The following is a 12,830-nucleotide window of genomic DNA, read 5'->3' as shown; positions in this document are numbered from 1 at the left end:
TTCTGTTAGGCGCTCTTAGTGCCTGCCCGAGAAGCCTCGGCTCGCCGTCGACGAGATCGGCGTGCAGCGCGCCGTCCGTCGGTGGCAGGCGCGATCTTGGCCCGGCCCTCTACCGCCGTCCCCATCAACACGGCACCGGCCGGCAGTCTCGACACGCTTTCAAGCGCTCCGAAATGGGGGCTGCTCGGCAATCTCGGCGGCATCCGCGATGACCTGTTCCGCGCCGGCATCCGCGTCGACGCCAGTTTGGACTACCAGTCCGCCACCAACATTCAGGGCGGTCTCTACGGGCAGTCCCTGCGCGGCGCCGGGCAGTTTGCTCTTCGTTCCGCCATCGATATGGACCGCCTCGCCGGCATTCCAGGCGGTACCGTGAACGTGGTTTTCACGAATCGCTTCGGTCGCAGCCTCACTGCCGACCAGGGCCTTCAAGTCCTGCAGCAGACCGAGGAGGTCTTCGGCCGTGGCCGGATGCCCCGTCTCACCCAGTTTTCCTACGATCAGCGCTTCGGCGACTTCGTGGATCTCAAGCTTGGCCGCCTTCCGGTCAGCGCCGACTTCGCCGGCTTCGCCTGCGAGTTCCAAAACCTGACGTTCTGCGGGAACCAGCCCGGCAACCTCGTCGGGAATTACTGGTACAACTGGCCGGTCTCCCAGTACGCCGCCCGTCTGCGCCTCGGGAATCTCGAGACCGGCTACCTTATGGCAGGCGTGTATCAGGTCAATCCGCGCGACCTCGCTGACGGCTTCAACTTCGACCCGTCCGGCGCGACCGGAGCGTTGGCGATCGTCGAGGCCGCTGTCTTCCCCACGTTGCCGCTGTTTGCCCACCGCGGCAGTTACACTGTGGGCGCTTGGTATCAGACCGGCAATAACTCCGACCTTTATTTGAACGGCAGCGGCTTGCCCCTCAGCGTCGATGGCGGTGCTCCCATGGCGAACCGGGACCGCAGCGGCGTCTACGGCGTGGCGGTGCAGGAACTCTACCGCCCCGATCCGGCCAACCCGCTGTGCAACTTATCGGTCTTCCTGCGTGCGACCATAGCGAACTCGTCGACCTCGGCTATCGACGACCAGCAGACGGTCGGCTTCGTCTACAAGGGGTTCTGGTCCGAGCGGCCGTTCGACTGGATCGGCATCGGCATCGGTCAGTCGCACGCCAGCAGCGCGTTGGCCCAAAGCATTCATGCCGCCAATGCCATGGACGGCGGCATCCGTCCGGTACCGGGCTACGAGCGCGCGATCGAGGTGTTCTACAGCCTCGCCCTTCACCCCGACGTGGTGATCCGGCCCAACATCCAGCTCATCAACCGTCCGGGCGGCTATGCCGGGCGCACGGATATCGTCGTGTTCGGGGTCAAGAGCGGTCTCACGTTCTGACGGTCCAGGCAGAGCTTCGCCGTAAGAGCCGAGCTTATCAAATATAACATCGCCAAGCGCGAATCAATCGATCGCAAGATCGATTACTACTTTCATGAATATGGCATCGATTCTGTCGAATATTGGCGGAATTGAAATAAATGATCCGTATCTCCGATCCTTAGGATAGAAAATGTCACGCATCAATCTGCGATCCATCCGGGCGAAGATCGGCTTCGCTTTTCTGGCTCTGGGCCTGTTCTCGGCATGCACCGGCGGCTTCGCCATTGTGAAAGTCGATCAGGTCTCTGCAATCGGCAGCGAGTTGGCCCATCACGTCCGGGCGGTCTCGGTCCTAGGCGATCTCGGACGTATCAGCCAGCAATTGCGAGCCCTTGCCGTACTCAGGCATTTCGCCGGTACGGACACCGAGCGCGTCAGCTATGAGCAGGAATCCGGGCCGGTACGCATCGCCTTCTCGAAAGCGTGGAGCGATTATTCGAGCCTGGTCAGCGCCGGGCGCGAAGCCGAACTCGCGGCAAGCCTGCGCGTGGCTTGGCAGCACTTCCTCGCCGTCGACGAGGAGATCACCGTCCTCGACCGGGCAGGCCTCCATGCGGTCGGTACCCGTGTCGTATCGTCCGATCTCCGTACGGATTCGGAACGCTTCTACAAGGCCGTGCGGGATATCCAGACCTACCGCCAGGAAGCCGTCGCGCAGGCGATACAGTCCTCCGGGGAGATCCAGCGCGACTCGCGTTTCTGGATCATCCTCGCTCTCACCGGCCTCATTGCCTTCTGCACGCTGGTCGGCTGGGTCCTGACGGTCACGATCTCCAAACCCATCGCCCGCATGACGGCGACGATGGGACGCCTGGCGGATGACGACATGACCGCCGAGGTGCCGGATCGGCTTCGTCGCGACGAGATCGGATCCATGGCCGCCACTGTGCAGGTCTTCAAAGACAACATGATCCGCAACAAGGCTCTGGAGGCCGAGGTCGAGGCGCAGAAGGCAGGTGTGGAGGAGCAGCGCCGCATCGCGATGCGCCAGCTCGCGACAGAGTTCGACAAATCCGTCGGTGGAATTGTGAGCGCGGTATCGTCGGCCGCCGAAGAGATGCAGGCCACCGCACGCCAGCTCACGGTCTCAGCCGAAGAAACGCAAACACGGTCCATGGCCGTTTCCGCGGCCGCCGAGGAGGCTTCCGTGAACATCAACACGATCGCGGGCTCAGCCCAGCAGCTCGGGGCGTCCGTGGTCGAAATCGGCGTCCAGATCGAGCGCTCGTCGCAGATGTCGATCGACGCGGTACGGCAGGCCGACGACACCGTCGCGCTGGTCGCCGAACTGACGAGCGTCGCATTCAGCATCGGGGAGGTGGTGGATACCATTGCCTCCATCGCCGCTCAGACGAACTTGCTGGCTCTGAATGCGACGATCGAGGCGGCGCGGGCCGGACCCGCCGGCCGCGGCTTCGCTGTCGTCGCGGCGGAGGTCAAGGAACTCGCCAACCAGACGTCCCGCTCGACCGGGGACATCACCGCGAAGATCGGAGCGATCCAATCGTCGACCCAGCGCGCGGCGACGGCGATCGACCGGATCTCCGGATCGATCCGGGCGGTCAACGAGACGACGACGGCCATCGCGTCCGCCATCGAAGAGCAGGGCGCCGCCACGCGGGAGATCGTGCAGGCGATCTCACAGGCGTCCATCGGAACCGGGGAAGTCACCTCGAACATCGTCGGGGTCGCTCACACCGCAGAGGAGACGGGCGCTGGCGCCACGCAGGTTCTCGGAGCCTCGGGCGAACTCGCGCAGCAATCCGACTATCTGAACCGTCAGGTCCAGGTGTTCCTGGCCAACGTCAGAGCCGCCTGAAGCGCCCCATCCCCTCCGCATGCGAGAGATTGTCATGACCCGTCTTGCCGCCATCCTGATGACGACCCTTCTGGCGACGCCGGCCTTCGCCGAATCCAAGATCTCCTTCCTGGTCGCACAGCGCGGCGACCCCTTCCAGGACCTCATCGTGACCGCCGTGAGCGGCGCGGCGCAGTCGGATCCCACGCTTTCGGTCTCCGTCGAAAATGCGGACAAGGACCCCGCCCGCCAGATCGCGCTCGGACAGGCTGCGATCGCTGCCAAGGCCGCTGCCCTCATGATCATTCCGGTGAGCACCGAAAGCGCAGCGATCCTCGCCGAAGCCGCGGGAAAAGCGGGCGTCCCGCTCGTCTTCGTGAACAATCGTCCGCAGATCGGGCCGAGCGGCGGAAAGGCCGTCTTCGTGAGTTCGAACGATCTCGTGGCCGGTCGCGTTCAGATGCGCCTGATCGTCGACAAACTCGGTGGTCAGGGCACGGTCGCCATCCTGCGTGGCACCGACACCGAGACGGCCTCCGTAGAGCGCACCGCGGGCGGAAAAGAGATCCTGGCATCGTCGCCGGGGATCACGCTCGTCTCCGAGGCAAGCGCGAACTGGAAGCGTCAGGAAGCGCAGGAGCAGGTCGCTGCTTGGCTGAAGGGAGGCCGAAAGATCGATGCCATCGCCGCCAACAACGACGAGATGGCTCTTGGGGCGATCGCTGCGATCAAGGCTGCGGGCTTGTCGGGACGTATCCTCGTGGGTGGCGTCGATGCCACGAAGGAGGGAGTCGCTGCCGTCGGCAGCGGCGACATGCTGCTCAGCGTCTATCAGGACGCCCGGATGCAGGGCTCTCAGGCGCTGGCCGATGCCGGAAAACTCTCAAAGGGCGAGTATGTCCAGCGATATGATTGGGTTCCGTTCGAACTTGTCATCGCTGAGAACGCCCAGCACTATAGCGCAAGGTAAGTCAGGGGCGCCGGGGATCTTTTGCTGTCGTTCCCCTCGCATCCATGAAGTGACCGGGACAATGCGCCGGTTGAGCAGATCGAGGCCCGCGCATCCATAGCGTTGGCGCTCGATCTGCTCGATTCGTCTCCTGCTCCGAGACTTATCGTGTTTTCGATTTTCGGAGCCTACGGTTTGGGGGGAAGCCGGGGTTGGCGGTGGCGCTACAGCAAGGCGAGCGTCATTCGACCCTGACCCAGCAAACTGGTCCACGCTGAGCGCAGGTTTTTCGGGTATTGGAGTTGACCCCGTTGTGGTCGCCGCTGGATCATCGCCGTGTATGGGGCGCTCCGCTGACGGATCACGCACGGTGTGAAGGCGGCCCGCCAGTGATTCTTTCGCCGGCATCCGTGTTTGCCCGCTCAATCACGGAAAGAAAGAAATCACGCCGGGGCGCCTTCGCTGACGACCATGAGTGTTGGCTCGTTTTCGCGTCCATGACTTGGGTGGAAACCTGGGTCGGCTCGAGCGGCGGAACGCGGTTCAAGGTCGATGTCCCCCGAACCCACGTGATCGGCCGCCTCGAGGGCGGGATCGATGCCAGGGTGACGTCGGCGCGGGGCGTGAGGCTGAAGGCGTTCGTCGAGCGTCCGCCCCGTTGGCGGATCGCCACTGATACCCTCGCCGGACCGCCTCCGGGTCGGCAATGCCTGAGCGACACCGAAAATTTTGTATTTTCGTCTGAAACCGGAGCAACGATTCGTCCGTTTCGGCGCACATGATGAAAGCGAAAGCCCGCCCGAGGCCCGCCCCCTTCTTATCGGTTACAGCCAGCCGTCTCCATGCTGCCGACGCGGCCTGGGCTGCAGAGCTTGCGGCATGGTTTGGCGACGAGATGGTCAATGCAGTCTCGAACCAACCGGCGGGCCGTGGGGAAGAGGGAACCAAACTTCGGGCTCTCTACGATGCCCGAAGCCGTGAGTTGACCGATTGGCAGCGCATCCGTGGCCTGAGCTAGCCCCGCGAACCCGCTCCTCCGAGATATCTGCCAAACCGAAAGCCCGGCCGCCGTGATGGCGAGCCGGGCTTTCCTGCGTTCACAGGAGCGTTCGAGCAGCCCCCGTCTCGAATGTCATCCCAGTCTCGGTCCCTGGCCGGACAGCCATCTGGTCTGAGGAAGGCTCAGCGGCGGCTCTCGCCGGATGGCATATCGGGCCCATCCTCACGCGGCGTACCGTCGTAGCCCTCCATCCAGGAGGTCCGATCTTCGCTGTCGCGGGGATAGGGGCAGGCATCCTTGGGGTGACCGTGGATCCGCGCCTGGGCGCCCTGCTCGATGGGATCGGAATACGCGTGACGGATGTCGGCCATGAGACTGGCTCCGGGGTGTGGCTGTCATCGATCAACCCGCCCCCTCGTCCTATGATCCCGCGGCCAAAAGGTTCGGGCAGAGTCTAGGACGATTTCGCAGACGTGGCCCCCGGTTCTGCGATGAAAACCTGCGACACATCGAAGAGCTAAGCAGGTTCACTCACTTCGACCGCTTGGCCGGGGGCTTTGCGGCGGCGGCATCCGCGGCATCGCGCTCGAGACGCTGAGCCTTCAGGCGAACGATCTGATCGTCACGCGCCGTCTCCCGACCTCTCACCTCTTCCCAGACCTGACCGGCGATGTCCGCGCGCTCCGCGGCCTTGGCCGCCTTGGTGTCCTTGCGATCCTGATGGCCGGCCTTGTCGTCCGTCACTTGGATTCCTCCGATTGGCACGGCGCCGCACCGCGCTGCTATCCTCGACACCACGGCACCCGATGGGCGGGCGCGATCGACATGTTCTCCGACACGTGGCTCAAGCCTGCGTCGGGAGAAGCATCAGGCCGTCCGACTCCACATCGAGGGACACCCCAGACACGAGGGCACGCCGTTGATGCGCCCTCTCGCCTGCCTCCGTGCTGCATTTCTCCACGTGAACAACGCGGTTGACGACCTGAAGGTTCGGCGCTCCCCAGTAGGCCAGGAGTTTGGGCCAAGGGGCATCGCGGTGCTCGCGCCAGACACGATAGAGCGGCGTGCGATGGTCGATTTCGGCCGTCTTCAGCAGGCGCTTCCCGGAGGCGGCGCAGCGATGGTGCTGATGCGCCTTCAAAACCTTCACCTGGTCGCTGGGCGCGGCCCAGAACTTCCAGGCCGTGACGCAGGCCGAATGCCAGCGGGCGTTCTTATTTGGCGTGCCGGTGCCCCACAGATCCCTGTGCCAGCCGAAGCGGAAGACCGGCTGTCCGCAGATGCAGCAATGGCCGGGGCCGCGGGCATGCGCGGGCTCCCGATAGGGAGAGGGCGGCATCCGGAAGGTGGCGGCGAGGCCCGAACCCTTCTCTGTTCCCAAGCGCCACGTCCATCCCTCCGGCTGGCCCGAGCGCGTGGCCAGCGCCCGCGCCAGGCGATCGGCCCGGTGGACGTGGTTGCGCCAGTAGCTCTCGACGGCGAGGCGCGGCGTCGGTGGCATCAGCGGGCGGGACAGCGCGTGCTGCAGGACGGGCGCGGGGAAGACGGCCGGGAGCGCCCGTTCGAGCCGGGCGCGGGAGCGTTCGTTCCGCTCCGCACGCCACTCCGATGCAGCGGTCACGCCGGGTCGAGGACGCGAGCGCGGGAGACCGCAGGCGCCGGAGTCGGGGCCGGTGCCGGGGCCGGGGCCGGTACGCCCGCGATGGCATCGGCGAGTTGGTTCAAGCGTAGCGCGAGGTCGCTCACCTCGTTCAAGGCGATGGCCTTGTCGCCGCTCTTCACGGCCCGGGTGATATCGCTGATCTGCATCTTCGCCATGCGCGACAGTTCGGCGGAAAGCTGGTCCCTGGTCATCGGTATCCGTCTCGGTTCGGCGGTTTCGTGCCTAACGAGGCCTAAAGCCGGAGGGTTACCGGGCGGTTTCAGCCAGCGGAAAGCAGGCGTGCCGCCGGTGCCCGATCCGCGACTGTCACGGCCGAGGTGCGGGAGCGGGGTTCTGCTGCGTCGGCGCTTGCTGAGTGGGGCTCTGCGGCGCCGGCGACGGCTGTTGCGGAGCCGTGCCGGGGGCGGTCTGACCGTCCGACAGCGTCTGGTTCGCCTTGGTCTGCAGCTGATCCGCCGTCTGCTGGTTGATGAGCCCATAAGACACGGCAGCGGCGAGGGCGACGGCGATGACGGCGCCGATGATCGTCTTCGTGAGCTTGCTCTGCATGGACATGCCTCCTGCGGTCGCCTCACGCGAGGCGTCCTCCAAAAGAGCAAAGGTGGTGGCTCTCAGGCTGGTTCCGCTCCGGTCTTTCGTCCCATGGAACGAACGGAGCAGCCACGTCGGGCGCCCGCTTCCTCAGCCTCACCCCCGGCCCGTCAGCTCTTCCCCCGCTTCGAAGCGTGAAATCGTGTCGGTCGATCCTTGCGCTGTCTCGGCACGCTCTCGGATGCCGACCCGCAGCCAGGAACGAGCCCTCCATCCACGCCCGCATCCAGGCCACCACGATCACCGCGAAGCGTTCGAGCGCCGATGTCCGCGCGCGGGGCAGCGTCGAGCGTCGCGGCATCGTGGGAGAGGACAGATGCCGGAATGTGCCGGCCGCTTTTGCGCGATCCCGGTCTGCAGGATCCCGGGAGAGATGCCGGGCAGTTGTGGCGCAAGCCGTGGACGCGCGTTGCGGGGCAGGGCGGCCGATGGGGGCGGGGAACCGCCTGAACGCGGGCGTCCGGCCGTACAGCCGGCTCGTCGCCCCAGCATGAGGACGGCGTCGTCCGACAGGCGCATGCCGAGCTGGAGACGCTCCGCAGCCTGCCGAAGGCGGTGGCGGCTCGGTTCGTCGCCGGCGAGAGGTACGCGCGGGGGAGGGACGGTCTACGCATAAAGAAGCGGCCGGGGTTTCCCCCGGCCGCTCATTGTCGTGACGGCTGATCCGCTTAGCGGAGGAGCTGCAGGATGCCCTGCTGCGCCGTGTTGGCGAGCGAGAGGGCCGAGATGCCGATGGACTGGCGGGTCGACAGGGCCTGGGAGTTGGCGGCTTCCTCGTTGAGGTCCGCGTTCGTCAGGTTGGCCGAGCCGGTGTCGAGGATGTTGATCAGGTTCTTCGAAAAGTCCTGACGGTTCTGCACCACCGAGAGGTTGGAGCCGAAGGTCGAGGACTGTGCACGAAGCTGGCTGGTGGCGGCGGTCAGGGCCGTTAAAGCCTTGTTGATCTCATCGTCGGACTGGAAGCCGCCGGTGGCCGATGAAAGGCCCAGACCATCGGAGTCGAGCTTGGCTCCTTCGATGTTCAGGTTCGAAGAACCCGTCTCGTTGAAGGTGACCTTCAGCGAGTTCTCGGCCTTGTCAGTGCCCGAGCGGTACAGCAGGTTGATGCCGTTGTAGCTCGAGTCCTTCGCCTGCTGGGTAATCTGATCCAGCAGAGTGTTGAACTGCTTGGCAAGCGACGTACGAGTCGCATTCGTGCTGCTGGTTGTACCCGCACCAGAGGCAACGAGTGCTTTAGCCGTTGCACCGGCGCCGAAGCCAATATCGGTATCAGTATCGGCAGAGGACGCATCGATAGTAATTTTTTGATCAGAGCCAACGGCCGTAGTCGTAAATGTGACTTTGCCTGTCGCATCGTCACCGACTGCCGTTACTTTACCTTTAAAGCCCGTGTCTGCATTGAGCTGCTTGTTAATCGCGGTAGCCAAATCAGTTGCCTTGGCATCCGTCACGGCAGCGAGTGTCGCGTCAGCGGCGCCTGTCAAATCGATCTTCTTTGCAGGACCGCTGCCGAGCTGGATTGTGAAAGACGCATCGGCGGCAGTGCTGAAGTCAGGACCGGTACCACCCGTGATAAGGCCAGCTACGGAGTTGCCCTCAGCAGATGCGGCAGTCGAACCATTCTTGGCGTCAGCGCCAGCAGCTGTCCCAACCGCGCCATTTGCACGGCCGAACCCAATATCCACTTCGTTGTTTGCCGTCGTGTTCGTAACAGTAACACCAGAAGATGCGCCTGTAGCGGTCGATGTAAATACGATACGGCCATCCGTCGTCTTAGAGGCCGTAACCGCGGCAGCCGCAGTTCCATTATTAGCCAGCTGATTGTTGATGGCCTTCACGACATCGTCAGCAGTCGTCTTTGCAACATTGCTAGTGACGCCGCTAAGCGTAGAACTATCCAGTGTAATCGTGGTAGTGTTTGCGCCATCGCCGATGGTAAAAGTTGCGTTACGGTTACCCGAGAAATCTTGGGTACCATCCGCAGCAGCGGTGGAAGTACCCTGAAAACCTGTGCCTGCGGTGAGAATGGCAGCTGTGGCAGGGGTGCCGCTCGACACAGAGCTCTTGTCGGCCAGCGCTTGGTTGGCGGTGGACTTGGCCGAATCGACCAGCTTCTGGATCGAGGTGATGCCCTGGTTGGCGGCCTGGATCGTCTGGACGCCGTTCGAGATGCCGTTGAGGAGCGAGCCGAGATCGCCCGAGCGGCCGGACAGAGACTGCGAGGTGAAGAAGCTCGTCGGATCGTCGAGGGCCGAGTTGACCTTCTTGCCGGTCGACAGGCGGTTCTGGGTCTGGGTCAGGAGGTCGGCGGTGCCCTGCAGCGAGAGCAGGTTCTGGCGCGTTGCCGCAGTAAGCGTGATGCCTGAAGACATGTGGTGCGATCCATTCTGATCTGGAAGCACCCTTTTTTGGGTGCGACGTCACAGAACCACGAGGACGTTGCGAACGTCTTAAGACGAACGGTCAACGAAACATGTGGGAGATCCGACGCATTCTCCCTAACTTCGTGGTCTGCGAGGAAGATGCCGTATTCCGCAAGCAAACCCTCGCTATGGCGGTCATGCATTGTTAACCGCCCGGATCGATGATCTCGGCCGAACCCTAAGGACCGGTCATGCCCCTGAAGATCGAACTCAAGCCGTTCGAGCGGCTGCTGATCGGCGGGGCCGCGATCCGCAACGGGTCCCGGCGGTCGAGTTTCGTCATCGAGACGATGACGAAGTTCCTGCGCGAATCCGACATCATCACGGAGAGCGAGGCCGATACGGCCTGCAAGCGCCTCTACCTGACCCTCACGGTACTCTATCTCTCCGACGACGTGTCGGAGATCGAGAACCTGTTCGTGGCCCAGGCGAGCGAATTGCTCGAGGCGGTGCCGAGCACGGCCCCCTATGTCCGGGACATCAACGCCCATGTGGCGGCGCGGGACTTCTACCGGGCGATGAAGCGGGGCAAGGACCTCATCCAGTACGAGGCCTCCCTGGCCGACCGCCTCGCCCAGGCGCCCGATTCGGGAAGCGCCGACTGATTCTTCGAATCGGCCGCCGAGCGGGCAGGGGGTTGGCATCGGCAGTCCCGATGCGGCAGGCTCTCGTGGAGCCCGGCTCCGGGTCCGGACGCCCCCCCGGTCTCAGGCAGGCTACCGGGTTCACACATCTGCTCTCGTAGGCAGGTCGCGTCCCTCTCCCCCTTGCGGGGAGGAGGGCTCGTCAGCGCATCCCGCGACATGCGTGACTGTTGTAGCTCACGCAGGCGCGAGGCGGGTGAGGCGGTCGAGGAGGGCGCGGTCGTGGAGGAGGGCCATGCGCTCCTTGGGGCTGAGCCACTCGGCGGCTTCGGCGACGGTCTCGGCTTCCACCACCTTGGCCTGGGCGAGGGCGCGGTCGGTGTCTATCACGCCGCGGGGGCGTTCGGGCATCTCCGGCAGCATCAGGGCATGGGCCTCGGCGAAGCCCGCGTCGGCGTGGAGGGCGCGGATCGCATCCGATTCGTCGAGGCCGGCCTCGGCGTTGCGGGCGGCGATCGCCCCGGCGCTCGACGCGATGGCGGGCGGGTCGCGCTCCTCCGGGGTCATCAGCAGGCCGAGGCGCTTCAGGGCGAGGCCCCAGGAGAGCTGGCCGCTCGCCCAGGAGATCGGGATCGCCAGGACGAGGCCGAGGATGGTGGGCGACATCCAGAGGAACAGCGAGGTGGCGATGGCGAAGGCGGCGATGCCCGTTACCAGCCCCAGCACCATGTGCCAGCGGTGGCGGCGGACGATGTCGCGCAAGGGTATCGAGCCGTCGTCGCGCCGCTGCGGGTTCCAGCCGGTGTCGCGCCCCACCAGGATCTCGAAGACCGAGCCCGACTGGATCAGCATGGCGATGGGCGCGATGAGCGCGGAGAGGATCGTCTCGATCAGGCTCGACAGGACGAGGCGGATGGCCCCGCCCGAGGCCCGGCGCACCGGCCCGTCGATCAGCGCCAGGATCAGCCCCAGGAGCTTCGGGGCCAGCAGGATGCCCATGGTGAGCCCGAACAGCTGGAGCGCGCGCACGGGGTCGAAGCGCGGCCAGACCGGGTAGAGCCCGAATTCGGAGGTGAAATATTCCGGCCGCACATAGGCGGTCTGGAGCACCAGGGCGATACCGACGACGAGCTGGCCGAGCCAGAGCGGGGAGGCGACGTAGCCGGCGATGCCGGTGGCGAAATGCTGGCGCGAGGCCAGCGTCAGGCCCGCCGCCCCGATGACGCGGCTGTGCTGGAGGTTGCCCTGCGCCCAGCGCCGGTCGCGCACCGCCACGTCGATGAGGGAGGGCGGGCTCTCCTCGTAGGAGCCGGGCAGGGCCGGCAGCATGGTCACGCTCCAGCCGGCCCGCCGGATCAGCGCCGCCTCGACGAAATCGTGGCTGAGGATGTGGCCGCCGAAGGGCGGCTTGCCCTTGAGGTCGGGCAGGCCGCAGGCCTCGGCGAAGGCGCGGGTGCGGATGATGGCGTTGTGGCCCCAGTAATTGCCGTCGCGGCCCGACCAGACGGAGAGGCCGGTGGCGATGACCGGGCCGTAGATCCGCGCCGCGAATTGCTGGACGCGGGCGAACAGGGTGTTGCGGTTGATGATGAGCGGCAGCGACTGGACGATGCCGGAATCGGGGTCCGCCTCCATGGCGGCGGCCAGATGCACCACGCAAGCGCCCGTCATCAGGCTGTCGGCGTCGAGCACCAGCATGTGGTCGTAGGCCCCGCCCCAGCGCGAGACGAAGTCGCCGATATTGCCGGCCTTGCGGTGATGGTTCTTCGCCCGGTGCCGATAATAGAGCCGCGCATCCTCGCCCCAGCGCGCGCGCAGATCGAGGAAGGCACGCTCCTCGGCGATCCAGGCGTCTCCTTGCGTCGAGTCCGACAGGACGAAATAGTCGAAGGCCGCACCGTGGCCCGTGGCGTCGATCTCCGCCCGCATGGCTTCCACGGCCGCGAAGGTGCGGGCGGTGGCCTCGTTGTAGACCGGCATGACGATGGCGGTCTTCGTGGCGAGCCGGGTCGGCGGAAGCGGAGCCTTCGGCCGGCGCAGGAGCGTGGCGAAGCCCAGGATCGCGCTCATGAAGGAGAGGGCGATCCAGGAGAAGTTCAGAGTGAAGAGGACGAGCAGCACGTATTGCAGCGCCGTCGTCCCGCCCGAGACGGCCACGACCTCGTACATTTCGAGCGCGCCGTAGGCGGTCAGCAGCGCCGCCCCGCCGAAGACGAAGGCGCGGGCCGTCCAGGGCCGCCGCGCGGGTCTCGCCGGACGGTGCCCCGTGGCGGGGTCCCAGCGGTCGAGCGCCTGCAACGGCATCGGCAGCGGGGCTTCGGGCGGCATCGCGGGCCGGAAGGAAGCCGGGGCGGTGGGGGGAAGCGCGGGCGGGTTCAGGGGGTCCACCGGAGGAGCCCG

The 12,830-nt window shown here is 65.4% G+C and carries 11 protein-coding genes; 4 read left to right on the top strand and 7 right to left on the bottom strand.

Annotated elements, in window-relative coordinates:
- The first annotated feature begins 81 nt into the window (after positions 1-81).
- From MBTS_RS21105 to MBTS_RS21095, 3 genes are all read left to right on the top strand, one after another.
- Positions 82-1,380, top strand: coding sequence for a carbohydrate porin (locus MBTS_RS21105; RefSeq protein ID WP_056149733.1), 1,299 nt, complete (start codon positions 82-84; stop codon positions 1,378-1,380).
- Between the two features lie 172 nt (positions 1,381-1,552).
- On the top strand, positions 1,553-3,241 hold the full coding sequence (locus MBTS_RS21100; protein ID WP_147829791.1) for a methyl-accepting chemotaxis protein: 1,689 nt from the start codon (positions 1,553-1,555) through the stop codon (positions 3,239-3,241).
- A gap of 19 nt (positions 3,242-3,260) precedes the next feature.
- Positions 3,261-4,190: a substrate-binding domain-containing protein gene (locus tag MBTS_RS21095; protein ID WP_082473332.1), complete on the top strand. Its 930-nt coding sequence runs from the start codon at positions 3,261-3,263 to the stop codon at positions 4,188-4,190.
- A 1,161-nt stretch (positions 4,191-5,351) separates the two neighbouring features.
- On the opposite strand, the gene rmf is transcribed toward MBTS_RS21095, so the two are convergent.
- The 6 genes from rmf to MBTS_RS21065 form a co-directional block, all read right to left on the bottom strand.
- Positions 5,352-5,540 (bottom strand): ribosome modulation factor, encoded by a 189-nt coding sequence (gene rmf, locus MBTS_RS21090; protein WP_018043730.1) that lies wholly within the window; start codon positions 5,538-5,540, stop codon positions 5,352-5,354.
- 160 nt (positions 5,541-5,700) lie between these two features.
- The gene (locus tag MBTS_RS21085) at positions 5,701-5,913 is read right to left on the bottom strand and encodes a hypothetical protein (RefSeq protein WP_018043729.1); all 213 of its coding nucleotides are present in this window, start codon (positions 5,911-5,913) and stop codon (positions 5,701-5,703) included.
- 100 nt (positions 5,914-6,013) lie between these two features.
- Positions 6,014-6,790, bottom strand: coding sequence for a hypothetical protein (locus tag MBTS_RS21080; RefSeq protein WP_192216403.1), 777 nt, complete (start codon positions 6,788-6,790; stop codon positions 6,014-6,016).
- Complete coding sequence (locus MBTS_RS21075) at positions 6,787-7,023, bottom strand: hypothetical protein (protein WP_192216404.1); 237 nt, start codon at positions 7,021-7,023, stop codon at positions 6,787-6,789. The genes MBTS_RS21080 and MBTS_RS21075 overlap by 4 nt, the downstream gene beginning before the upstream one ends.
- A 115-nt stretch (positions 7,024-7,138) precedes the next feature.
- Positions 7,139-7,381 carry a hypothetical protein gene (locus tag MBTS_RS21070; RefSeq protein WP_056256904.1) on the bottom strand — a complete coding sequence of 81 codons (243 nt, stop codon included), beginning with the start codon at positions 7,379-7,381 and terminating at the stop codon, positions 7,139-7,141.
- Between the two features lie 710 nt (positions 7,382-8,091).
- On the bottom strand, positions 8,092-9,795 hold the full coding sequence (locus tag MBTS_RS21065; protein WP_192216402.1) for a flagellin N-terminal helical domain-containing protein: 1,704 nt from the start codon (positions 9,793-9,795) through the stop codon (positions 8,092-8,094).
- 242 nt (positions 9,796-10,037) lie between these two features.
- Between MBTS_RS21065 and MBTS_RS21060 the strand changes: the two genes are divergently transcribed.
- Complete coding sequence (locus MBTS_RS21060; protein WP_026175923.1) at positions 10,038-10,451, top strand: flagellar biosynthesis repressor FlbT; 414 nt, start codon at positions 10,038-10,040, stop codon at positions 10,449-10,451.
- Positions 10,452-10,667: 216 nt separating this feature from the next.
- Here the strand turns inward: MBTS_RS21060 and mdoH are convergent, their stop codons facing one another.
- Positions 10,668-12,818: a glucans biosynthesis glucosyltransferase MdoH gene (gene mdoH / locus MBTS_RS21055; protein WP_192216401.1), complete on the bottom strand. Its 2,151-nt coding sequence runs from the start codon at positions 12,816-12,818 to the stop codon at positions 10,668-10,670.
- Between the last annotated feature and the right edge of the window lie 12 nt (positions 12,819-12,830).

Source organism: Methylobacterium bullatum (genome assembly GCF_014845095.1).
GTDB classification, from domain to species: domain Bacteria; phylum Pseudomonadota; class Alphaproteobacteria; order Rhizobiales; family Beijerinckiaceae; genus Methylobacterium; species Methylobacterium bullatum.
Note: the sequence above shows the minus strand (reverse complement) of the source record. Positions and strands in the feature narration are given on the sequence as shown.